At 41.7% G+C, this 24967-nt stretch carries 20 protein-coding genes and 3 tRNA genes; 19 read left to right on the forward strand and 4 right to left on the reverse strand.

What is annotated here, in order from left to right; translation table 11 throughout:
* Positions 1-191 precede the first annotated feature (191 nt).
* Positions 192-1019, forward strand: a complete 828-nt coding sequence (locus tag AK825_RS01455) for an inositol monophosphatase family protein (protein WP_068034112.1) — start codon at positions 192-194, stop codon at positions 1017-1019.
* A gap of 102 nt (positions 1020-1121) precedes the next feature.
* On the opposite strand, the gene AK825_RS01460 is transcribed toward AK825_RS01455, so the two are convergent.
* Together AK825_RS01460 and AK825_RS01465 are read right to left on the reverse strand one after the other, a co-directional pair.
* Positions 1122-2516: a wax ester/triacylglycerol synthase family O-acyltransferase gene (locus AK825_RS01460; RefSeq protein WP_068034115.1), complete on the reverse strand. Its 1395-nt coding sequence runs from the start codon at positions 2514-2516 to the stop codon at positions 1122-1124.
* A gap of 152 nt (positions 2517-2668) precedes the next feature.
* Positions 2669-3496 carry a thiazole synthase gene (locus tag AK825_RS01465; protein WP_068034116.1) on the reverse strand — a complete coding sequence of 276 codons (828 nt, stop codon included), beginning with the start codon at positions 3494-3496 and terminating at the stop codon, positions 2669-2671.
* Positions 3497-3877: 381 nt separating this feature from the next.
* Between AK825_RS01465 and gspE the strand changes: the two genes are divergently transcribed.
* Positions 3878-5419: a type II secretion system ATPase GspE gene (gene gspE, locus AK825_RS01470; protein ID WP_068034118.1), complete on the forward strand. Its 1542-nt coding sequence runs from the start codon at positions 3878-3880 to the stop codon at positions 5417-5419.
* Between the two features lie 151 nt (positions 5420-5570).
* On the opposite strand, the gene AK825_RS01475 is transcribed toward gspE, so the two are convergent.
* A complete protein-coding gene (locus AK825_RS01475) occupies positions 5571-6065 on the reverse strand; it encodes a RidA family protein (RefSeq protein WP_068034120.1) in 495 nt (164 codons plus the stop codon).
* Positions 6066-6167: 102 nt separating this feature from the next.
* Positions 6168-6884, reverse strand: coding sequence for a DUF4442 domain-containing protein (locus AK825_RS01480; RefSeq protein WP_068034122.1), 717 nt, complete (start codon positions 6882-6884; stop codon positions 6168-6170).
* A gap of 211 nt (positions 6885-7095) precedes the next feature.
* Between AK825_RS01480 and AK825_RS01485 the strand changes: the two genes are divergently transcribed.
* The 17 genes from AK825_RS01485 (at position 7096) to AK825_RS01565 (ending at position 24934) form a co-directional block, all read left to right on the forward strand.
* Complete coding sequence (locus AK825_RS01485) at positions 7096-8547, forward strand: AAA family ATPase (RefSeq protein WP_068034124.1); 1452 nt, start codon at positions 7096-7098, stop codon at positions 8545-8547.
* 98 nt (positions 8548-8645) lie between these two features.
* Complete coding sequence (locus tag AK825_RS01490; protein ID WP_227514095.1) at positions 8646-10055, forward strand: McrC family protein; 1410 nt, start codon at positions 8646-8648, stop codon at positions 10053-10055.
* Between the two features lie 211 nt (positions 10056-10266).
* Positions 10267-10343 (forward strand) — tRNA-Pro (locus AK825_RS01495).
* A gap of 93 nt (positions 10344-10436) precedes the next feature.
* A tRNA-Arg gene (locus AK825_RS01500) sits at positions 10437-10513 on the forward strand.
* Positions 10514-10551: 38 nt separating this feature from the next.
* A tRNA-His gene (locus tag AK825_RS01505) sits at positions 10552-10627 on the forward strand.
* A 642-nt stretch (positions 10628-11269) separates the two neighbouring features.
* Positions 11270-12205 carry an AraC family transcriptional regulator gene (locus AK825_RS01510; protein WP_068034128.1) on the forward strand — a complete coding sequence of 312 codons (936 nt, stop codon included), beginning with the start codon at positions 11270-11272 and terminating at the stop codon, positions 12203-12205.
* A 280-nt stretch (positions 12206-12485) separates the two neighbouring features.
* Positions 12486-13478, forward strand: coding sequence for a hypothetical protein (locus AK825_RS01515; protein WP_068034130.1), 993 nt, complete (start codon positions 12486-12488; stop codon positions 13476-13478).
* A 50-nt stretch (positions 13479-13528) separates the two neighbouring features.
* A complete protein-coding gene (gspF, locus tag AK825_RS01520) occupies positions 13529-14731 on the forward strand; it encodes a type II secretion system inner membrane protein GspF (RefSeq protein WP_068034132.1) in 1203 nt (400 codons plus the stop codon).
* Between the two features lie 390 nt (positions 14732-15121).
* Positions 15122-15634: a type II secretion system major pseudopilin GspG gene (gspG, locus tag AK825_RS01525; protein ID WP_082787264.1), complete on the forward strand. Its 513-nt coding sequence runs from the start codon at positions 15122-15124 to the stop codon at positions 15632-15634.
* A gap of 284 nt (positions 15635-15918) precedes the next feature.
* Positions 15919-16488 carry a protein-disulfide reductase DsbD domain-containing protein gene (locus tag AK825_RS01530; protein ID WP_068034135.1) on the forward strand — a complete coding sequence of 190 codons (570 nt, stop codon included), beginning with the start codon at positions 15919-15921 and terminating at the stop codon, positions 16486-16488.
* Positions 16489-16536: 48 nt separating this feature from the next.
* A complete protein-coding gene (locus AK825_RS01535; RefSeq protein WP_068034137.1) occupies positions 16537-18723 on the forward strand; it encodes a protein-disulfide reductase DsbD domain-containing protein in 2187 nt (728 codons plus the stop codon).
* A 537-nt stretch (positions 18724-19260) separates the two neighbouring features.
* Positions 19261-20730, forward strand: coding sequence for a phospholipase A (locus tag AK825_RS01540; RefSeq protein WP_068034139.1), 1470 nt, complete (start codon positions 19261-19263; stop codon positions 20728-20730).
* Between the two features lie 14 nt (positions 20731-20744).
* The gene (locus tag AK825_RS01545; RefSeq protein ID WP_227514096.1) at positions 20745-21533 is read left to right on the forward strand and encodes a ComF family protein; all 789 of its coding nucleotides are present in this window, start codon (positions 20745-20747) and stop codon (positions 21531-21533) included.
* 290 nt (positions 21534-21823) lie between these two features.
* The gene (locus tag AK825_RS01550) at positions 21824-22330 is read left to right on the forward strand and encodes a GspH/FimT family pseudopilin (protein ID WP_227514097.1); all 507 of its coding nucleotides are present in this window, start codon (positions 21824-21826) and stop codon (positions 22328-22330) included.
* A complete protein-coding gene (locus AK825_RS01555; RefSeq protein ID WP_068034141.1) occupies positions 22330-22902 on the forward strand; it encodes a hypothetical protein in 573 nt (190 codons plus the stop codon). Before AK825_RS01550 ends, AK825_RS01555 begins: the two co-directional genes overlap by 1 nt.
* Entirely contained in the window at positions 22902-23954 is a 1053-nt protein-coding gene (locus tag AK825_RS01560) for a PilW family protein (protein ID WP_068034143.1), read from the forward strand. Before AK825_RS01555 ends, AK825_RS01560 begins: the two co-directional genes overlap by 1 nt.
* A 14-nt stretch (positions 23955-23968) precedes the next feature.
* A complete protein-coding gene (locus AK825_RS01565) occupies positions 23969-24934 on the forward strand; it encodes a hypothetical protein (RefSeq protein WP_068034145.1) in 966 nt (321 codons plus the stop codon).
* Positions 24935-24967: the final 33 nt, after the last annotated feature.

The raw sequence follows: 24967 nt of genomic DNA on the forward strand, positions 1-24967 counted from the left end.
TCGTATTTATGGTCGTTTTTATTTTTTTATAACGCTTTTAGTATGATACGGTCAGTCTTTTTAAGGTCGTATAGGTGTAGCGTAATATGGCAGACAATTGGTGTGCCGTTTACGTATGTAAGTGCAATATTAGTAGTATCTAGTAGTAGTATTCATTCATTTTATTCATTCATCAAGTAGATAGGTTATTTATGGAACCCATGGTTGTCATCGCAGCGCGTACTGCCGAAAAAGTTGGTGCAGAAATTTTATACGCGCACCAAAACCGCCACAAAGTCGAATTCGAGACTGAGTCAAAAGGTCTCGATGGCTTGGTGACACGCATCGACCGCTATAGTGAAGAGCTGACCATTGCGACGCTAAAGAACAGCTATCCGAATCATTCGTTCTTGGGTGAAGAGTTTGGTATGCAAGAAGGTCGCGGTGAAGATGCTGATTGGTGCTGGATTATTGATCCGCTAGATGGCACCAAGAATTTTGTGCACGGTATACCGCAGTTTTGCGTATCGATTGCTGTACAGCATAAAGGTGTCACCCAACATGGTGTGGTCTATGATCCTGTCCGTGATGAGATGTTCTCTGCCAGTCGTGGTAAAGGTGCGCGTTTAAACCAGCGCCGTATCAGTGTTAGTGAACGCAAAACCATCGATGGTGGTTTATTTGCAATTGGTCATCCTCTTGAGCGTAAGCGTAATGGTGAAGTCATCTCTTATGCCAAAGAGCACTTTGAAAGCCTACAAAAAGTATCTGAAGCAGGCGGTCAAGTGCGCCGTTTAGGTTCAGCAGCGCTTGACTTGTGTTATGTGGCTGCAGGCCGTTTCGATGGTTACTTTGAGATGTCTATCAAGCCATGGGATATCGCAGCGGGTGAATTGATTGTATCAGAGGCACGCGGTGTAGTGGTTGATCATACAGGCGCACATAACTCTATGAAGTCAGGATCTATCTTTGCTTGTAACATAAAACTATTAAAACCATTGATGCAAGTAGTCGTGCCATCATGGGGTGATGCAGTATAGTTTTTTTGAGCGTTGATGTTTAAGTATTTTGATATTAAAAAGCTGATTCCATAAATGGAGTCAGCTTTTTTATTGCTTCTTAATAAGAAGGCAATGCTAACTTTATTCGCGCAAGCCTAAGTGTTTCTCTTTGCTAATGTTTTCTAATACATCGATTTCTTCTTCAATCAAGCATAGCATATCTTGTACATGTGGTAGCAGCTTGCTACAGGCGGTAATACAAAACTCTACTTTATCTAAATAGCTGGCAAGGGTGATATTCATAGCCTGACCATCTAATATAATAGATGCTGGATACAACGCTTTGAGCGGTGCTCCATTCCAGTACAAGGGCTTTTTGGCACCAGGTACGTTAGAAATAATAAGATTAAAGGCTTGTTTTTTGGGGAATAACCCTGTCAATAGATTAATACCTTCCCACGCATAGGCGATCGCGCTGTAGTTAATTACCTGCGCCTGATTCATACGTCGAAACCGACGTTTACCACTGTTCATACTACCGTGAATCAACTGCAACCTACGTACAGGGTTGTCTAAATGAGTTCCTAGGTTCGCCAATACAAACGAAATTTGATTGCCCGTTGCACTATCATCACTGCGTAGTGACATCGGCACAAAAGCAATCAGTGGTTTGCTGGGTAGGGCATCGAGTTTTAATAGATAACGTCGAATTGCGCCAGAGCAGACGGCAAGAATGACATCGTTCATACTGACATCGAGCTTATCAGCAATATCGTCAAAGCGCTGCATGTCATAAGATTGTGCCGCTATTCGCCGCGATGCAGAGATACGCTGGTTCAAAATACTCATCGGAGCATCAAAGGTACCAACGTAATCATCTTTGCCATGATGTTTAAAATTGTCCATCAGTTCGGTAAATACTGGCTTAATAGTAGACAGCTGCTCCTTTATAATGCGAGTTGCAGAGCGACCAGCTGGTATCAGAGCGTCAACTTGATTACGATGGCGCGCCATCAATGACCATACTGGTAACGTCATTGGTTCAGTAGGTGACTGCGAAAGCGACTTTTGAACAAGGCGCATAGCAGCAATGCCGTCAACCAACGAATGATGAATCTTAAAATATAGTGCAAAGCGCTCAGGACTGTTTTCAGTCTCTGGTTGAATACCTTCGATAACATGGCATTCCCACAACGGCATAGCGCGATCTAGCAAACGCCCATGTTCTTTTGAGACATACATAAGTAGCTCACGGACGCGTGCAGGTCTTGGCAAGGCGACATGGCGAAAGTGATGTTCAACATCGAAATCCTCATCTTGCTTCCAAAATAATAAACGCTCAAGTACCTGATTAAATGGAAAGCTTGGTGGTACTTTTGATGTTTGCATTTGTTGTACCAGCTGATACACAAAATCGCTATCTGCACCTTGGGTATCGGCTGGTAATTCAAACAAAAATAAGCCACCCACGTGCATGGGCTGCTTACGTGACTCCAGAAGCAAAAATAATTGATCAACTGCTGTTAACAATCGCATGGCGTGTCCTCTAAGGTCAATGGGCTGCGTGTTATAAGTGGCCTGACGGCGCATCGATATGAACAGCGGTTAAATTAGATATAGAGCCAATTATATTTTAAAACACTTTATTAAAAAGCACCTTATTGAATAACGTTTTACTAAAAGGCATCTTACTGAAAAAAGTACCCAGTTTGCGGTGAGCTGGCAGTCGCCATCTTACGCATCGGCATCCTTCCTGCTAAAAATGCCTCGCGACCTGCCCAAACTGCATGTTTCATGGCGTGTGCCATCATGACTGGATTCTGTGCATTAGCAATCGCTGAATTCATTAAGACTCCATCACAACCAAGCTCCATCGCGATAGCTGCATCAGAGGCAGTACCAACGCCAGCATCGACTAATACGGGCACTTTAGCGTTTTCGATAATTAGGCTGAGTGTATGGCGATTAAGTAGCCCAAGACCAGAACCAATAAGGCTACCAAGCGGCATAATCGCCACACAGCCCATACTTTCTAACTCTTGCGCGACGATAGGGTCGTCTGATGTGTATACCATTACTTCAAAGCCATCATCAATCAGTACTTTTGCCGCTTTTAAAGTTTCCATAATATTAGGGTATAAGCTATTTTCATCACCTAATACTTCAAGCTTTACTAGATTATGACCACCTAATAGCTCACGAGCAAGCTTACAAGTACGAATCGCGGTTTCAGCATCAAAGCAACCGGCAGTATTGGGTAAAATTGTATATTTATCAGGCGAAATCACATCGAGTAAGTTAGGCTCGTTACTGTTTTGGCCAATATTAGTACGGCGAATAGCGACAGTAACAATTTCAGCCGCTGATGCTGCAATAGCTATCCCTGTCTCATTCATATCTTTATATTTGCCAGTACCTACCAGCAGCCGTGACGAAAACGTACGACTACCAACGGTAAAAGTATCTTGAACAAGGGCTGGGTTTTCAATAGCAGTTTGAGTCGTAGCTTGGGACATATCTGAAATCCTAATAACAGGCGGACTATAAAAGATGAAAAACGTAGGTAACAATAATAACAATAAGGTGAGCAGTACAAAGTTAGCACGCAGAGACGATGATAATATATGCTCATCGAATTGTGACACAGCGTAAAAGCTTTGTTAATGATATAAAACAAAGTGTTATTATAACAAAATCATAAGCGCTTACTGACAATCTTTACCCAGATTGCTCATTTAGGTGCCAGACATTTATGTTAAACATTCGCTACTTATTGTAGATGCTTATGTTTAGTTTAAACGTTGATCCTTACTTAAGACACTAGGCGCTTATTATTTGTTTATCACATAGATTATCAAATTTTTTACCACTCATTCTATCTTTATCAGGTCGTTTTTATGATGCAACTGCCATACAGTTTTGCGAAACGCCATCAGCTCTTAGTTATTTTAGCTATTGACCCTGAGCTGCCACCGACGCTGGTATTAACCAAGGCCACACCACTATCTGCTATCAATGAAGCAGTGCGGTTTTTGCAGCAGCAAGGGGTGCGCGGTGTGCCAGCTTATGACAGTGTTAGCGCGGATGAATTTGAAAAACGTATGAATGTCGCCTACGCTGGTAATACAGGCGAATCACAACATATCGCTGCTGGCCTCGAGGATCATCCTGATCTAGACAGTTTAGCAGATAGTGTTCCTGAGACCGAAGATTTGATGGATCAGCAAGACGATGCACCTATTATTCGTCTGATTAATGCGCTGTTGTCTGAAGCTATCCGTCTCAATGCCTCAGATATCCATATCGAAACTTTTGAGAAGCGTTTGGTCGTGCGCTTTCGTGTCGATGGTGAGCTCAAAGAAATCATCACGCCTAAACGTCAATTAGCGCCACTACTGGTTTCACGTATTAAAGTAATGGCCAAACTCGATATTGCTGAAAAACGCGTGCCGCAAGATGGACGTATTAGCTTGCGATTGGCAGGACGCGAAGTCGATGTGCGGGTATCCACGTTGCCTTCAAGCTTTGGCGAACGAGTCGTGATGCGACTGTTGGATAAACAAGCAGGTCGTCTGAATATGACTTATTTAGGGCTTTCGGATAACGACTATACCGAGCTCAAGCGCTTAATTCATCGTCCGCATGGCATTATTTTGGTGACGGGTCCTACGGGTTCGGGTAAAACGACCACCCTTTATGCCGCATTGACTGATTTGAATGATCAAACTCGTAATATCTTAACTGCTGAGGATCCAATTGAATTTCAGCTTGATGGCATTGGGCAGACGCAAGTTAATAATAAAGTCGATATGACCTTTGCCAAAAGCTTACGGGCGATGTTACGTCAAGATCCAGACGTGGTAATGGTAGGGGAAATACGAGACATTGAAACCGCTGAGATTGCCGTACAAGCATCACTGACAGGGCATTTGGTACTATCAACCTTGCATACCAATACCGCTATCGGCGCAGTGACACGTTTGCAAGATATGGGAGTAGAGCCGTTCTTATTATCGTCCTCGCTCATTGGCGTAGTCGCGCAGCGCTTAGTGCGTACGCTTTGCGCGCATTGTCATACGTGGCAGCTGGCTGATTCTGAACAAGCCAAATTATTTACAGAAATTGGTATTGAGATAGATTCTAAAACGTCGGTAGAGACAGCGATTAAATTACCCAAACCAGTAGGTTGTGATAAGTGTAATCAGTCTGGGTTTAAAGGGAGGACAGCGATATATGAAGTCGTACCGGTGGATGATACTTTGAGACGGATGATTCATAGTAATACTGCAGAATATGAGCTGGAGTCCTATGCACGGCAAAAGACTCCATCGATTCGTGCTGATGGATTACGTAAAGTTATAGCGGGGCAGACGACATTAGAGGAAGTATTGCGCGTAACCAAAGAAAGCGCCCTAACAGATGACGCTATCTTGATTTAAATTGTCGGTTAAATTGCCAGCTTAACCTTTGGTTTCATGGTCGGCTGACAATATTTTGTGAAACATTAACTGTTAAATATAGGTTGCTCAAGTGAACCGGCTAAAGTAATTAGCTTAGTTGCTTGTTTATTTGTTTATATAAGCATTGATATTATTTAGCTGCCATACATTCTACTTCAACACTAGCGCCGGCGGCCAAGTCTTTGACACCAAAGGCTGAGCGTACAGGATAAGGCTTGGCAAGCTCAGTTTTATAGACTTCATTAAACGCGCCAAAATCATTCATATCGGTCAGCATCGCCATACATTTGACAATATCTGACTTCTGGTAGCCGTATTTTAGTAATACTTCGTTGATATTATCTAATGTTTGCTTGGTTTCTGCTTTGATACCGCCTTCAACCAACTTGCCATCTTTAAAGCCAATTTGTCCTGACATATATAAAGTGTCACCAACACGTACTGCGCTAGAGAAAGGGTAATCGCCGCCATCACCCAAAAAAACAGGTTTGGATTTGGTCATAGTAGCTGTGCTAGTAGACGTGGCTGGAGCAGCGTTTGCGGTGACAGTCAGTCCAAGTGCACAGGCTACCACTAGTAAAGACTTAGATAGGTTAACAGTAAATTTATTGCTGAATTTAGACATTTTTTTCTCCTTGTTATTGACCAATTAACTATTAAATACACTGTACAAAGTTTATTAAGGTAAATAGCGCATTATAAAGTTATAGAGCTGTTATTTACTTCATTATTGATGGTTAGCAGTTTCAGTCTCGTTTTCAGTTTTATCTTCAGTAACAGTCACTTTTTTTTGCGACTTACCTTGGCGGCGTGCTTCTAATTCAGATTTCGGTACCCATGCCCATGTCATCTCAACGGTGATAGGCTCACGTACGCTATCAGACTCGCGATCATTGATGACGCATGGTATAACCATCTCACCTTTGGGCGTATTTATAATATCTAAGCGTTGTTCATCACTTAAAGTAGCAATCGCAGCAATTTGACCTTTTTTGAGCGGGCGATAAAAATTTACAGAGTAAGACTTAATCAGTAACACCCGATCAGCAGGTAGGTTTAATCCCAAAATAAAACCGGTGGCAGTCTCGGCAAGTAGAGTGACGGCAACCGCATGGATTGAGCCAATATGGTTCTGTACAGCTTTGTTGTTATTTAAACTCACAATCACTTGATTGGGTTCTACAGTTTCGTAGTAGACACCCGTTGTGCCCACATAAGGTACGACTTTGCCAAAGGCTTTAGATAGAATGGTCGAGCGTGCGCCAGCAGGTAAATACTTGGTAATAGCTAAAAGCTTAGTAAACTGATTGCTTATAGGTTTGAGTTTACTAGGATTCATCGGGACATTTGCTTGAGGGGTTAAGGCATCGGATATCTTTTCAGGTAACTTAGCTGGTATCTTGGTCGGTAGTTTAATAGGTAGCTTATTTAATAATCCTGACATACAAAGTTCCTCAAATTAATCTGTTTGGGCATTTTTGAATAATGGATAAAGCAGGGCAAGCATAATCATAACAATAGTATAAACTTGCATCTGGCTATCATTAGTACCATAAACGACCACGCTCACAAAATAGTAGTAACGTAACCAATGGAGCGTTGTACACCTTACCTATCTGGTTCTTTATCAATCGCTTTGAACGCTGAGTTAAGCTATGAATGACGTATCAATTAACAGCCCTACCAATATTATATACACCGGTGTAGCAGGCACAGGGAAGACTTATCGATTGCTACAAATCGCCAAACAGTATACTTATCATTTGCCGATGATAGACAGCAACGAGCTATTGTCGCAATTATTATATGAGCTTAGTTGGCGTGATGTGGTGTGCTTAATCTTTTTAAACTTTAAGACTCAGCACAAAGATTTAGTAAAGGTACCTGAAATCGTCAATCACGAGTTTTTTATTGCAAAAGCCGCGCAAAATGAGCGTGAAAAAAACTTAAGCAATACCGCATGGTCGGTGCTGCAAATGCATAGTCCAGCCAGCTCAAAGACAGTCACTTATAAAAACCGCGCAAATCAAGCGTACTTCGATAAAGACGAAAGCGGGGCATGGCATTTACTACCAGACAGCGTGTCGCTATTAATAGGATTATCACAGCAGCTGGCCGAGTTTCGACAGGCACAACGAGAAAATCAGGCTGTACAAAAGCAGTGCTATAGCATGGTCAGCTTTCATCAAGCATATGGCTATGAAGAGTTTGTCGAAGGTATTCGCCCAGTTATTAGCGCCAATGAATACAGTGGGCAGGGTGCTCAAAACAGCCATCAAGAAGTTAGTAACCAAATGCGTTACGAAATCCAAGACGGCGCTTTCTTAAAGCTTTGTCAACGCGCCGCCAATGATCCTGAACATCGTTATGCGATGCTGATTGATGAGATTAACCGCGCCAACGTGTCGCGAGTATTTGGGGAATTACTTAGCCTGATTGAGGCGGATAAACGCAATGGACAAGCGAACGCGATGCAAGTCAATCTAGCGTATTCTGGAAGGTCGTTTAGTGTGCCTGCCAATGTTGATATTTATGCAACGATGAATACGCAAGACCACTCTTTAGCACCGCTCGATATGGCGTTACGTCGGCGCTTTCGCTTTATAGACTGTTCCCCACAGCCTGAGTTATTACAAGTTATCAATGTTTCTAACCACAGCTCTAAAAGTTTAGAAGATGATAAGTCATCAGAAACGATAGATTTAGCTAAGCTGTTGTCGGGCTTAAACTATCGTATCATTCAAACGTTGGGACAAGAGGTGCAGTTGGGTCACGCATTTTTATTTTCGGTAAGTAATTTGGCACAGCTGCAAACAGTATTGGTGGAGCAAATCATCCCGCAATTGGCTCAAGCGACTGGCGGACAAGTAGCTTTATTGCAATATTTGTTTAATGATGAGCAACAGCCAACTACCGTACAATTTATTCATGATAGTCGAAGCAATCTATATCCACAGCCAGATATGGCTAATCAAAGCTCTATGTTTGCTGGTCAAAATGCATTTGTAGGCTCAACGATGGGAAATGCTGGCTATATCATAAACCCAGATCTTCTCGCACAGACTGGCGAGTTTGCTAAGCCCCATGTCTATCAGCGTTTGTATTGATTTTAATGAACAGTATCCTAATGAACAATAACGGCAACAGAGCTGTTTATTCCACCTCAAAATCGTTTCCTGACTTAAAAACGTCGGGTAACGCTATTATGAGCGTGTTCGAACATCAGCGTTTAGTTTCAGCAGACTTTTTTGTGGTAGCTGATTTTGCTTGGCTATTGGCGCAAGAGTTTACGGTATTTACTATTCAGCGTCAGCGTGGACAATGGCAGCTTAAAATAGGTCACTATATTGGCGTCATTATGCTACCAAGTGGCATCACGCTTGAGATATTGCCCAAAGCGGTTGCAGGAGCGCGGGAAAATAATCTCACGCAAAACGATGAAGTCATGCAGGCACGTCAGTGGGTACAACTGATGTTGTCTGACTTGACCGCTGGATCTAACACAAATAATAAATTGCCGCACACAAAAAACTTAGGACAACTGAGCCACCATCTCGCTCCCTTATCTACACAAACGCCGCCGCTATCGCAATGGTTAGTCACGCAGTTTTTACAGTTACTGTCCGATTATCAGCCTACCAAGCATTATCAGACCCAAATTCATAATCAAACAATGCTACAGGGTAAGCTGCTCATCAAAGAACAGCTCAAGCGTAATAGCCATCAACCTCATAAGTTTGCCTGTGAAGTAAATCATTTAAGTACGGATATGCTCGCCAATCGCCTAATCAAAAGCGCTTTGGTTTTTCTTAAGCAGCTGGCAGGCTCACGTCAGGGTTATAATTCGCAATCAATATCGCTGTCTGCGATACTAATGTCTAAGTTGGTGTCTTGGCGACAGATCACTGCGTTTAGTGATTATGAGCTACAAAGGTTGGATTCTCTATATCAGATGGCAAAGCAGCAGATAAGGTTACAGCCGTTGACTAGGTTGCAGCTGCAGTCTGCGCATAAACTATTAGATTTAGCTTATTGGCTACTCCAGATGCAGCATTCAAGCATGCCCGCAGGCAATGGCATCAGCCATCAAAGCAGCCAATTGCAATTATGTTTATTGATTAATATGAATCAAGCGTTTGAGCAGTGGGCAGGCCAGCGCGTTGCTGAACTGTTTAATCAGTCTGGTGGTATTAACCAACCTCTGTATCAGACATTTCATCAGCAAAGAGGGGTTTGGCTTAGTGACCCTACAGGACAGACTTGTCTGTCTATGCAGCCGGATTTACTGGTTTATGACATGTCCGCCCATCAGAGTAGTGAAAAAATACATCTGAGTAAAGATGACAACGCACGTTGTTGTAGTCATGTCATCGATATTAAATGGAAGCATCTATCTCATACACGCGACATCAGTGCCAACGATGCTTATCAGCTGACCAGCTATGCGCAAGCTTACCAAGCAGAGCAGGTTTGGCTCGTCTATCCGGTCACAGATGATGCTCGGCAACCAGTCGTACTGCGGCAGTCTGCAAATTCTATAGACTTAGAGCAGGCGACATTATGGCTGATGCCCTTTAATGTCACTACTGGCTCGCTTAATAGCGGGCCTGTATAAAGTTACTCAAAATTTACTTAAAGAGGTATAAACAATAAAAACAAGTATTTAGCTAAAATTATGCAGATTTATTAAAATAACTAGAAATAGGTGTTGACACAAAGGTCTATAAGCCTTAATATGTGCACCTCGATAGCGAGGAACATTAACCAGTTAGTGGCATTGCCAATAACGAGTTAACTAACAAAACTATCGTGATAATAGAGAGTTTCGGAGTGTGGCGCAGTTTGGTAGCGCATCTGGTTTGGGACCAGAGGGTCGTAGGTTCGAATCCTATCACTCCGACCATCTATTTTAAGAGCCTTACAGGCTTTTTTTTATGTATAATGGTTTAGTTTCTGATATTATAAATTTACCAAAATATGTAAAAGTCCTCTAAGAGCGCCTGTAGCTCAGCTGGATAGAGCATCTCCCTTCTAAGGAGGTGGCCGCAGGTTCGAATCCTGCCAGGCGCACCATTTAGCCTGCAAATTTTGCCTTTTTGGCAATAGTTATGGCGGTTGTAGCTCAGTTGGTAGAGCCCCGGGTTGTGATCTCGGTTGTCGTGGGTTCGAGTCCCATCAGTCGCCCCAATTTTTATTTGATACCCTTCTGTTTATATCTTTTCTTACAAACTAATTGCCCTCGTTGGCATTTTTTTTCGTCTGCGTTTTTTGTATCTTTACATTCCCTTCTATTTTTGGGCTATTTTTTGATAGCTTAATGATATTATTTCGCCTATTGTTTGATGATAATCCTCATTTTTTTCTTAAGGCAGTTAACTGTTTATCAACGCTTAATTTCTTCTTAGATTTTTTCTTAATATGCTCGTTGAATAGTATTCATCGAGAACTGTTGAGTATTTAAACTAATTTAAAATTTATTTAGCTGTATATATCTATTTTTTTTCATGTAAGCTATTAATTATTAAGTATTTATAAATAATATATTAGGTTTTCTTTGATAGTTTTTAATAAGATGATGTTGATTCCATAATTGCATTATTAATTTGGATTGGATGAATGCGATTAATGCCGCCAATATTGGATATATCTATAGTTCATATGAAGCAGATTGTTTGACCAATCTAAGTTCAAGATGTGCTTAGCGTACGTATAACTTTAATGACAGTCCACGATAAGCGATTTTTCTTGTGTAAAGTCTCTTATGTGGTTTATTTTGCAGAGTTCGGCTCAACTGCCGTAAATTGCCATATATTATTGAGGAAGTTGTTAATGGACGCACTTAGTATGTTATTACAGAACGTGCATTTGTCTGAGACAAAATATTATCGTTTGAATGGTAAGGGTAATTGGTCTTATTCAATCGATAGAAAAGATACGATTTTATTTTATTTAGTATTATCCGGCAGCTTTTGTATCAATGTAGGGAGTGAGATACGAGAAGCAAATGCTGGCGATACAATTATGATCTCGAATGCCTATAAGCATGTCAGCTATGCACTTAACCATAATGGTGATGATGCCAAACCTTTAGATGGGCTGCTTAATAATTCTGAAGATCATGTTGTTGATCTTAACGGTGATGGTGAAATCAATGCGTGTTTGATACTAATCGAATGTCAATACGAGAAAGAGATGATGCAGCCGCTATTATCGGTGCTACCATCGGTATTGCCTGAGCTCACTGAAGCATCTGATGGGCGATTTGGTGTTATTGATGTAGAGGTTAAGCTGCTAACCTTGGAGTCTGAGCACGAGCGTATGGGTAAGACTGCCGTCATTAACCATTGGGCAGGTATTATGATGATTGAGTGTTTGCGCACTTACATTGAAGGTTTACCGGAGGCGACAGACAGCTGGTTACAAGCTTTACGAGACCCTTATTTAACCAAAGCATTAGTCGCGATGCATTATACTCCGAGCCGAGACTGGACAATTCATAAGCTTGCTGAAGTAGCAGGTATGTCACGCTCAAGCTTTGCACAGCGGTTTAAAGATATCGTTGGCATGCCGCCATTAACTTATTTAATCGATTATCGGTTACGTTTGGCAGCACGTTATTTACGCTTGCAGCAGAATAGCATCAGTCGGATTAGTGAGCTGGTGGGTTATGCATCAGACTCCACTTTTAGCCAAGCGTTCAAGCGCGTTTATGGCATATCACCAAAAGCGTATCGTCAGCAGTATCAAAGTAAGTTGATGGCATAAATAGATTTATGGTAAAGCATTAAGGTCGATAATCGGGCTTTAGTGCTTTTTTTGTAATGGTATTTTATAAACACCGATATGATTAAAGACTAGATAGAGGGATGTAGTAAAACTGACAATCAAAGTGCGTTCAGGTACTATATAATAGTAAGTTGTCTAAGCGCAATCACCATAATATTTGGCTATGTGTTGTATTTAGTCATGACATTTAGATGAATAGCTTTAATATGTGGTTGCAATGCCTGAGACAACGTTTATTTTTTGCTGGTGATGGTACTTTATGACCCAACCGATTTTTGAGAGCAGCTTTCAATCTGCCACTATAAATGGCGATAATAGCGCTAACGATGACAAAAGCACCTATAAGCAGGTAGCGTCGACGCAAAACTCGTTAGCGATTGATAAAGCCGCTTTGCTTGCACTCTTTACTACGCCGCCCTCTGAAGCAAACTCTATTCAAACCATTCAAAATGCTGACACATCAGAGTCTAGCGTTGCTGAACAGCGTGTGGCACTTTATCAGGCACAGCATGAGCGTACACGTCTGCTCTATTTGGCACCTGCGAGCACGCGTCCTACGTATTTGGTACAGACCCTAAAGCCGCAGTTTGCAGAATATCAGCAGTATAAGCTTGCGCAGCAGCTCGATAAGCGTGGCCTACTTGATATTGATACGATTGAGCGCTTATGGCAGCAACTGCACGTGGTTGACGATATCATCGCTGACATTGTGCGTCATATGCCAGCCCAGCAACCTGCTGGGTGGCAACTAACGGCTCAAGACGGTCATAATCCGCTAAGACTTGCGACCGTCGGTAAGCTTAAACATCCCAAACCTATTAGCGATCAAGCCAGCCTAAATAGCTATGTACTTGGTCATTTTGGGGTGAGTAGCTTTACTTATGATCGTGGCTATTATATTGGTCATGTGATTGGTTATTTGTTCAGCTGTTATTTTTGTGCGCATTTATCTATTAGCTATGGGGTCACGGCACTTGGCGAGCAGGTCATTGAAGATTATGACTATGCTAGCCTTGAGACGCCTTATATGGTGCGCTTGCTACAAGGCTTAGACAGTTATTGTAAAAAGCGTATCTATCAGCTCGCCGTCATCTGCGCACGACTCAGCGTCTATGCATCTGATAAACGTATTGAAAAAATGCTTATCGCTGAGGTTAATGATTTTGATAAAAAACTTCAGCAACAGCATTTAGATGTTTTATTATTACAAGGAATGATGCCTGAGAGTAACGACTCTACACCGCTCTTTTAAATATATTATCGACTTCTTTTGTAATCCATGACCCTAGGATATTCGCTGCTATGCCTGCTTATCATTATAAAGCGCTTGATGACCAAGGCGGTGTCCAAAAGGGGCTACTCGAAGGTGATTCTGCACGGCAAATACGCCAGCAACTCCGCGATAAGCAATGGACGCCAGTAGAAGTCAATGCAGTCAACGACCAACAAGGGCGACAGCGTAGTCGCTACAAAAAACCCTCTGCTTACGAGCTGGCATTATTGACTCGCCAGCTTTCCGTACTCCTTGCAGCAGGTATTCCGCTCGAAGAAACACTGGCAGCCGTCGCCAAGCAATCACCCAAAACTCATATCAAGTCTCTGATGTTGGCAGTACGCTCGCATGTCTTAGAAGGTTTAAGCTTTGCCCGTGCACTACAGCAAGCAGCTAGCTTCCCACCGTTATATATTGCTACTATCGCTGCTGGTGAAAAGTCCGGTCACCTTGATCTTATTCTTAATCAGCTGGCCGATTACACTGAAAACCGCTTTGCCTTACAAAAGAAAATCCAAGGCGCGATGGTATATCCCATTGTATTGATGGTCATGGCAATCAGCGTCATTATGGGCCTGATGAGCTTTGTCGTACCCAAAATTGTCAAAGTGTTTGAGCAGTCTGAGCAGGCACTACCACTGATTACTCAAGTGGTGCTTGCGATGTCCAATGCCATTACCCAATGGTGGTGGCTGATGTTACTGGTATTAGTGGGTACAGCACTGTTGTTTTATCGGTTTGCACAAACGCAGGCAGGTAAGCTTACTATTGATAGTATCGTGCTTAGATTGCCGATATTGGCGCGGCTCTCTAAAGGTCTGAATGCTGCACGCTTTGCCAGTACGCTTGCAATCTTGGTACGTTCGGGTGTACCACTAATTGAAGCGCTGCATATTGGCGCTGCGGTCACCACCAATCTACATATTAAACAAACCATTATTACCGCTGCAGATCGGGTAACAGAAGGCGCCAGTCTGTCAAGCCAGCTTGAAAGAACGCCTTATTTTCCACCGATGATGGTACAGATGATCAAAAGTGGTGAAAACTCAGGCGAGCTTGAAAGTATGCTTAGCCGTGCTGCCACTATGCAAGAGGCGGAAGCGACTAACTTTATTAGTACTTTGCTATCGTTATTAGAGCCGCTAATGCTAGTACTGATGGGAGTTGTAGTGATGATTATTGTGATGGCGGTCATGCTACCAATTGTAAATATGAATGATTTAGCTGGTTAGCACTGGCTGTTTTCTGTGCTCTTATGTTCGTTTGTTTCTGCTTTATACCACTTTTTATTCCTAATTTTTATTCTTTTGATTTATATCAACCTTACTGTAGGTTTCTTAAATTTTTCTTACTGTTGTATATTGATGAATGGAAGAGAAATGTACTGTCGTCCATCAAATAGTTGGGCTATAGTGGCTCTCATAAATACAAGTAGCTCTTGTAATCATTAGCGTAGCTGCTTTGGCTACAAGTAACTATAGTAATAATCTAAATGCGATGGTAGATAAATATAAAATCATAGTTTATAGTGATAATCGTCTTGATATTTGTGTATAACCGTAATAATAAAAGCGATGACTATGATTGATAAAACCCAAACAAATGCGACAAAGCAGTATTTTATGAAAAGCATACAATCCCATTTAAATACCAACGACTCCACTATTGTTAATTCAAATGCTATTAGCAGTCGAGCAAGAGTGCGCCACCGTCAGGTTGGCTTTAGCCAGTCAGGCTTTACGCTTATCGAGATTATGGTTGTGATTGTTATCCTAGCTATTTTGGCAGGATTGGTTGTACCAAAAGTGGTAGGACAAAGCGATAAAGCGCGTGTTAAAACGACAGAAACGGCACTGTCGACCGTGTCCAATACGCTTGATATGTATAAGGTAGATAACTCACGCTATCCAACGACAGCACAAGGTTTAGAGGCGTTAAGTACGCCACCTGCCGAGGCGAAGAATTATCCTGAAGGTGGTTATATCAAAGGTGGTTATCCGACCGATGGTTGGGAAAATGAGCTACAGTACGTCTCTCCAGGTAGCGAAGGTCGTCCTTATGATTTATTTTCTTTAGGAGCTGATGGGCAACAAGGTGGCGAAGGTCAAGATGCTGATATCTATGCAAAGCTATAGGTATAGTCATAAACATACTGAGTAACAAGCTACTGAGTCATAAGCTACTACTAGTAACGGATAACTAGGTCGTAACCAATATCAACCAATAAGGCATTATTGGTTGATATTTTTTATCAACACGAAAATCAGCCCTTCGTATATAGGATGTCATAGTAAACGTTTTGGCATTAAAGCCCTTTTCGTTTGATGTTTGATGTTTGATGTTTGATGATAATACTATCGTCAGAATGGTTAGGTTTTCACTATCAGTTATTTAAAGCAGCAATCAAAGGTAATTATTCATGTCAATTAAAACGCCAATAACAAAAACAGTCGCAATGCACAAGCGTACTTCTAAAAAGTCTAATGCGCTTGCACTTGCCATCATAAGCACCTCGTTGATGATGAGTTTATCGATGGTTTCTATGAGCGCTCAGGCTGCAGGTCTGGGCGAGCTGTTTGGTAACAATAGTGCTGCAAAATCAAAATTTTTGCCAGTTGATAAAGCCTTTCAAGTTGACAGCATTACCAATGCGACCTCTAAGGGCACGCGTTTATCCATTACCTTTGATATCACGCCAGGTCATTACGTCTATAAAAATCAGCTTACTTTAAGTTTCCCTAAGGGTGTGAGTGCAACCCCGTTTACTTTTAGTCAGACCCCAGTCTCAATTGATGATCCAACCTTTGGTAAAGTGCCCGTATTTACGCAAAAAAATGTGATAGCAACCACGACGCTGACGACCAATAATGGTAAAGGGGCAAAGAATGCACCGCTCGTGATTGGTTGGCAAGGCTGTGCCAAAGCTGGGTTATGTTATCCGCCAGAGAAAATCAAAACCACAGTTGATATCGCAGCAAAACGTAAGTAAATATCGATTAAGTCGATTTAAGTATTAGTAATAAATAGGCAGTCCTTTATGTCCATTAAGACACCAGAAAAACCTCCATCGCTCACTGCAAATCGTTGTTCCAAAAAGTCTTATCTGTTGGCATTTGCTTTAACCAGTAGCTCATTGCTGACTGGATTGGTCGCTACTGGACTGACCGCCACATCCATGACAGCTCAGGCTGCTAGTTTGGGTGATTTATTTGGTAGTAATAAAAGCTCATCGAAGCCAAAATTTTTGCCAGTCGATCAAGCGTTTCAGGTTGGTAGTGTCAGTAAGCCTGTCGATACAGGGACGCAGTTGTCGATTAACTTTGATATCACTCCTGAACACTATGTCTATAAAAACCAAATAAAATTAACCTTGCCTGCTGGTGTGACTGCTGCGCCATTTACTTTTAGTCAGACGCCGTACTTAATTGATGATCCAACCTTTGGTCGTGTGCCAGTATTTGATCAAGCTAACTTGGTTGCGACTACGGTATTAAGCAGTACGAGTGGCAAAAGTGTAGATAATGCAGCCGTGGTTATTGGCTGGCAAGGTTGTGCTAAAGCAGGGCTTTGTTACCCACCCGAAAAGATTAATACTACTGTCAATATCGCTGCGACTTCGCAACAAACTGCGGCAAGTAGTGCTGGTACTTCTGCCCAAAACCTTACAACTAAAACCTCGACAACGAACGATAATCTTACCGATAATTCTCAGTTGGCTGCGAGTACCACAACGACAGCAGAAGCGATAAATGTAGCTGGTGCCGACAGTCTTACGTCTACAGCAGAGCAAGCGGAGACAGACGACGAGGTTATTGATTATGCTTTGCTAGATGACAGTTCTTTAGATGAAGAGCTTGCAGCTACCAATACTATTTCTGGCGCAGATACTAACGTCATAGGCAGTGATACGGTCAACAGCAATGATATAAATGCTAATAGCTTAGTTGATGGTGACCCATTTGGGCTAGCATCGCATCCCTGGTTGGCATTAGGTTTATTGTTTTTAGCAGGTTTAGGCTTAGCGCTAACCCCGTGCGTACTGCCAATGCTGCCTATTGTTGCCAATATTGTGGCGCGTCAAAAGAACCCCACAGTCAAAAAAGGCGTGATTTTGACCACCAGTTATGCCATTGGAGTCGCTACAGCCTATGGTATTTTGGGCGCAGTAATCGCAGTATTTGGTGAGTCATTAGGAATTATTGGCTGGCTACAAAACCCAATTATCTTGATTAGCTTTGCTATTATCTTTGTATTGCTCGCACTATATATGCTGGGCTTATTTACTATTCGTCTGCCACGAGCAGTCAGTAGTAAAATGCAAAGCTTGAGTCAAGCGGGCGATAGTAAGCTTGGTAGTACGGGAGGCAGCTGGGTTGCTGGGTTTTTATCAGCATTGGTCGTATCGCCTTGTGTGTCCGCGCCACTATTTGGCGCATTGCTGGCAGTTTCGACCATCGGTAGTCCGCTGCTTGGTTTTGTCGCCTTATTCATGCTTGGTTTTGGTCTATCAGCGCCGCTGATTTTGATTGGTGCAACTCAAGGTAAAATCATACCAAAGGCTGGCGAGTGGATGAACTGGGTCAAGCAAGGTTTTGCTTTATTGTTATTTGCAGTAGCGTTGCTATTAGTTGAGCGCGTGTTTGTATCCCCTGTAATGCTATTAGTATGGGCATTATGGTTCATGGTAGTGGCGACATGGGCATGGAGCTGGCTGGGTCGTGGTCGAATGCTTACTCAAGCACTTGGTTTAGTGACTGGTATTTGGGCAGCTTGTTTGATTATTGGCGCGGCACTAGGTAATGATGATAGTTTACATCCGTTAGCGTCACTGAGCGCTGCACCGATGATGCTACAGTCGGCTAATGGTCAAGCGGTTGGTAATAGTAGTGCGAATGATGAGCACGTTACGACGCTTGCGCAATTAGATGCAATTATTGCCGCAAATCCCAAGGTCATCGTTGATGTGACTGCTGATTGGTGTATCGAATGCCGAATTATGGATAAAAATTTATTCCGTAGTCGTCCAGCACAGATGCAAGATTGGCAACTGGTCAGACTTGATATCACTGAAACCTCGGCAGACTCCAAAGCAATCTTAGCACGCTACAAGTTATTTGGGCCGCCAGCATTATTATATTATCAAGATAGCCAATTAGTGAATCAGCAAGTTGGTGAAATTGGACGTTCAGAGTTTGAAGAGACATTAACTATGCTCAATAAGTAACGCAGCACCAGTAACACTTAGCATCATATATGAGTCAGCATACTGTTATTACACAGTTGCTGGCTCTTTTTTTAGCTGTCAAATACCTGAATATATATTGCAGAAATGTCACATGGTACGTTACCAATACTAAGCAATGTAGGCTGGTAAATTGTAGAGGTGAGCTTGTTAATGAGTAGTGTCATGATTGAACGGTATATCATTCAGACAGCTTGATTGATAAGAATGGCTTAAATTATCAATAAGTTAGAACGATGGTTTTTTTACTTTAAAGTAGGTTTGGGAATCTAATAAAGAGCAATGTTAGCAATTTAAGATTGTACTAAGTACGGATAATTCTAGTATAATGCGCGTATCTTTATTACACTAAAGCAACAATACTAAAGTTGTACTAGCAAAACGTAGTGACTGTAATCTATATATTATGCTTGTTCTTTAGTTTTAGTAACTTTTGCTCTTTAGTTTCAGTAACTTTAATAATTTGAGTAACTTCAGATAATCTGTCGGCGATAATGCCAATTAAGACCAAGGACACCTATGTTTGTTCATACTATCTCGCAGCGTCAGGCCGTAAGCCCTATTACTGTTTACCAAGCTACCGCTTATGTAGGGTCTAAAACCCGTTTGAGTCTCGCCGTCGGTATAGCACTAACTTGCTTCACCATGCAGGTACATGCTGCAGATAGCAGTCCGGTCTATAATGAAATATTTGTAAAAGATGCAGCTGTTGAATATGAGGATAGGAATGCGTCACAAGCTATCTACAAGCAAGCCGAGAATTCAAATAAGCCTGTTAATGCATCTGTCAAAGAAAGTACTTATAAAGAAAGTGATTATAAAAATAGCGACTATGTTGCAAGGCAATCAGAGCTATTTATTGAATGTACGCAAGTACAGACTAGTGCAGCACGCTTGGCCTGCTTTGATAAGGTAGCAGAAATAGGACAAGTCCCTAGCTATACAATGACTAAACAACCGCTAGATCTGGCAAAGACTTTTAGAACGACCATAACAGGTAATCCGCAAGTAGTATTTGCAGAAGAAGAAACCGCTACCAACGGTAATAACGGAGAGCTTAATAGTCAGTCAACCTCTAACGAAAGCCTAGATACGGTCGGACTGACGAGAGGAGAAGCACAAATCCTAGAGGACGCAGGCGTCACTCAAACAGATATTGAGAGATATACACCATTAAGTCTAGCCTATGATCTTGATAAAAACAGTGAGCGCGGTACGTGGACGGCAAGACCACATAATCCTAACTATGTACTGCCTATATTTTATACCGCTGATCCTAATCTTAACCCAACGTCAAGTAATGTAGAAGAACCAGGAAAAGAGTACTCTTCTAACGATATACGTAATACAGAATTGAAGTTTCAGTTATCTCTAAAAACCAAAGTGGCTGAAGATTTGTTCGATACTAGCGCTGACTTATGGTTTGGCTATACTCAGCAGTCGCATTGGCAGGTTTATAACGAAGACGATTCAAGAGCATTTCGTGCGACCGATTATCAGCCAGAGATTTTCTTGACCCAACCAGTGACAGCCAACCTACCATTTGGTGGACGCTTGCGCATGTTAGGGGTAGGGGCTGTGCATCATTCAAATGGTCAGTCTGATCCTATATCACGCTCATGGAACCGCGCTTATCTAATAGGTGCTGCTGAATGGGGCAAGCTCTCAGTTATTCCGCGTATATGGGCGCGAGTAAATAACGAAGATGATGATAGCGACGATAATCCAGATATCACAGATTATATGGGTCATGGTGATTTAACTTTGTTATATGACTTGCCTAATCAGCAAAGTATCAGTACTACTTTACGCTATAACACTGATACTAATAAAGGCGCTGCGCAGATTGACTACGTTTATCCATTAACAAAAGACGTAAATGGCTTTGTGCAGCTGTTCCAAGGTTATGGCGAATCAATTATTGATTATAACCATGAAAACACGTCTGTTGGTGTTGGGATAGTGCTCAACGATTGGAAAGGGTTTTAATAAAAACCAATCTAATGATGCAGCGCTTAGCTCCATATCAAATTGGCCTATGGCTGGCAGAGTATATCAATCTACGCTGTCAGTTATGTCATATCCATCGTAGCGCATCGCAAGTATCTAGCGTTACCGCGCCCTCACATCATAATCATATATATCAGCGATTGAGCACAGGTCTTTTGTGCCCCCTCTGCCAAGACAATATAGCGTGGCTACCTGCAGTCTTTAATGTGGATATTGCCGCAAGCATCTCTTTGCCCGTCCAAGCAGCGACTTATTACGACTATCCAATTCGACAAGCCATTCGCGCTTTTAAACATCATGAAGACATGACCAAATTACCTCTATTGGTACATGTATTACGCCAGCTACCAAGACCAATGGGCTGTCATAGCAGTAATAGCGTAATCTTACCGATGCCTACCACACCCAGTCGCCTAGCTGAGCGCGGTTTTGATCCAGTGACCATCCTGTCTGCCTATTTATCCAAACATTGGGATATTCCCATTTGGCGCGGTGTTCAGCGTATCGATCACACTCTCAGTCAGCAAGGCTTGACGCGTGCAGAACGCCTAACCAACTTGAACGATGCTTTTTTGCTTAATGAGCTACCACCTGTCAAACGCGTATTACTATTCGATGACGTAGCGACTACCGGTGCAAGTCTACAAGCATTAGCTCGGACGCTATATGGCGAATCCTCCTTTCATGATCAAAACTCCCTTCATAACAAAATCAGTGCTCCTGCCTCTTATCCTTATCATCTATCTGCCTATGCACTTGCACATGGTAGCAATAACAAATAACCATTGATGTTAATGAATAATCTACGATAAATATTTTTATGTAAAATAATGATACTGTATTGTTTCTATGTTACATTAACTTTTCTCAATTCTCATGTTTTATATATTTTATCCCATTAAAAACTCCCTACAAGACGTATCGTCTATAGGGACACGCTGAATATTGTTTAATAAATGCAATGGAATGAATATTGCAACAAATCTCTGAAGAATCAGCAAAAGATGAGATACATTTATGCTCGTTTCTTATGCCTTGATAAATTTTTAGCTGTTATTAATAGGATATTGATGTGAACGCATCTTTGTATAGCTCATCATGCCAACGACCAGCAACCAGCGCAGGGTTTACTCTGATTGAGCTAATGGTGACTATCGCTGTGCTTGCCATTATCGTCAGTATCGCTGCCCCTAACATCAGTAATCAGTTAGCCAACCAACGGGTGAAGTCGACAGCTTCAACGATAGAAAATGCGTTAAAAGAAGCGAAAGCTGAAAGTATCATACGTCGTCAAAATATTACCGTTCTATATAACGCTAATGCCAACCCTAAGACAGTTACTGTATTGGATGGTAGTAATCCTCTTTCTACTTATAACGTTCATAGTCAAAGTATTGTCAATCAAATCATTGTGCCTGCTAGTGTCACTGCTGTTACCTTTCAACCCAACAAAGTAATGTTCGGCGGTGCCAATGTTACCTATACCATTTGTGACAGCGCTTCTACTAATGAAACTCCTAGACAGGTAAGTCTTAGTAGTATCGCTAATATCAATACTACAAATACTGGGAGTTGTTGATGAAAACACAAGTGTCTCAGAAAGGTGTTGGATTAATCGAAGTTATGGTGGCGTTGTTGTTATTGACAGTGGCTGTACTAGGATTCAGTGCTATGCAAATGAATGCCATAAAAGCTACTGATGAAAGCCTTATGCGTACTCGATCAATATCTACAATGAAAGCTTTATCGGAAAGTATGCGGATATTACCCAATAGCGGTCCGATTTATAGAGAGCAAGTAAACAAGGTTTATAAGGTTAGTAAAAAAGCTGATAGTGATTATGTTATAAGCGCCTACTGCGAAGATGTTAAAGCTTATAGTGCTGCCGCACCCGATTGCAATGCAGGCAACTGTAGTATAGATGAAGCGGTCAACCACAATGTTGGGATGATTCTTAACTCAGCTTGTGAAAAAGATATTGCGTTGAATATGGAGGTCTGTACAGACACCAGCGATATGAATGAACGTCAGTGTATCATTGCTGCGTGGAGTCAGACTAAACCAACTATGAATGACGAGAAATACTCCTGTACAGATGCCAATGGAACTTATAAACCAGGTGCCTCATGTTTTATCATGGAGGCTTATTAATGTTTATTTTACATGGCCCCTCATCTCAAAAGCCTATTAAACGGCTACTCATGACACAACAAGGTTTTACCTTGATAGAGTTGATGATCTCATTAGTTTTGGGATTATTAATATCAGCAGCAGTGATGCAAGTCTATATAGCTAACGTCAGATCAGTAACGCTGCAAGAAGCAGGTTCAAGCATTATAGATTCCAATGTATTTGGCATACCTGTATTAGAAGATCATGTTCGACTTGCAAATTTGGGTCTTGCAGACACTATTAATGATACCAACGAGGGAGCAGGAATAGTTTTGACTCAAACAGGTAATTTAAAGAATATAAAATTGAATGGCAATAAAGATATCCCTCTTGCATTACTGACTAATACAGGTGATGTGACAACGAACAGGGGTGCAGGTAATCAATGGTCAGCTATGACAGCGACAAACCAACCAAGCGGACAGTTGACTATACAGTTCAGAGCACCGCAGGACATGTTTGACTGCGAAGGTAATCCGGCTTTGGGTCCAAGACAGGTAAATATTAACAAAGTCAAAAAAATCATTGGCGGTCAAATTATTATAGAGCGTTACTATTTAAATGCTCAAAACACCTCTAAACCCAATCAGCTATCCCTATATTGCGATGCTGGCAGATATATCACTGAAGATATGGATGATTATGTAGAGCAAGGTAAAGCGGACAAGCCCTCTACAGTACTAACAGCTAAGAACCTGATAAGAGACTTTGGAGAAAAAGGTGGAGTAGTGATTCAAAATATGGACTACTTTGATGTTTTGCTAGGAACAAACGAGGCTGACGAAATTCGTTATTACACTGTCAAGCAATACACTGAATCGGTAGACAAACCTGATGTTATCTCAGTAAAGGTGGGTGGAATCATACGTTCTAATAACATAGTTCAGACATCAGAGCTGTCTAATGAGTTTTCTGTTTTGGATAAAGACATCGAACTTAAAACTGATGCAACAGATGTAGAAAAAAAGTACTTACGCTTCGTTTTCCAAAATGAAATTGCTTTACGAAATGCAAGACAAAAAAACTCATAACAAGGTGGAATATTATGAAAAATCTCTCATCTATGCCCACCGGACAGCAAGGCGCTGCCTTGATCGTCGTGTTGTTATTTTTAGTCTTAATTATTTCAGCAGGCTCAATAGCGGTTAGAAACAGTACTACAGACTTAAAACTTGCGACGAGTGAACAAGCAGAAACTTTACTGCTTACTACAGCAGATAATACCAATAAAAGTATTGAGCAGCTTGTCAATATAGACATAACCGACAATGAGGCAGTGATCCAAAAGAATCTTGCGCTTAGCTCAGCTGGTATGTTTGGCTATTTTATGAATATAGGTGCAGAGGAAAATCGCGGTGATCAAATTGTTTTTTGCTATCGTCCACGTGCCTCCTATTTTTTTAGAATGAATGAAGCCACTGTAATTGACCCAAGTGGCGGTAGCAAGCTGACAACAGGTGCTTCAAGCTCAGGAGGCTTCTGTCGTGTCAGTAAAGCGGAAGATTTTAGTAGTGCTCGCAACAATGTCATGACTCAAGTGGCTATTACTAGGCCTAGTAGCGGCATGGTAACGGCACAACCTTTCGAATTTGTACCGTTAGAGGTATCAATACAAACTAATAACACCAACAGTAGTTCACCTAATTTTCGTCTATTTAGTACCTCGTTTTTGCCAGGACTGACTCAAGCAAAAGAAAGCGAAATCTTGAAGTGTCTGAAAAAACCGAATCAAAACGCTGCTGACTTCGGCTACGCGGCAAAAGATGAAGACGATAACGATATTATAAAATATTATGATGAGACATTAAACCAGTGCTTAGCACGTATCGGCGCCCCTGCAACAACACTAGTAGAAGATGTGAAGCTCGAGAATATATTGACATCCGAAAAATGCTTAGACTATGGCAAAGGTGCTGCTAGCAACGCATTCAGCACAGCTTGTCAAAAAATGTTGAGCGTGACAGCATCTGGCGCACCTAAAGCAGCCAGCGCATCAAGTTCAAAAGATTGAGTAGATTAAACATAATGCTGTCTTGTATTAATA

The organism is Psychrobacter sp. P11G5, from assembly GCF_001593305.1.
Taxonomy (GTDB): domain Bacteria; phylum Pseudomonadota; class Gammaproteobacteria; order Pseudomonadales; family Moraxellaceae; genus Psychrobacter.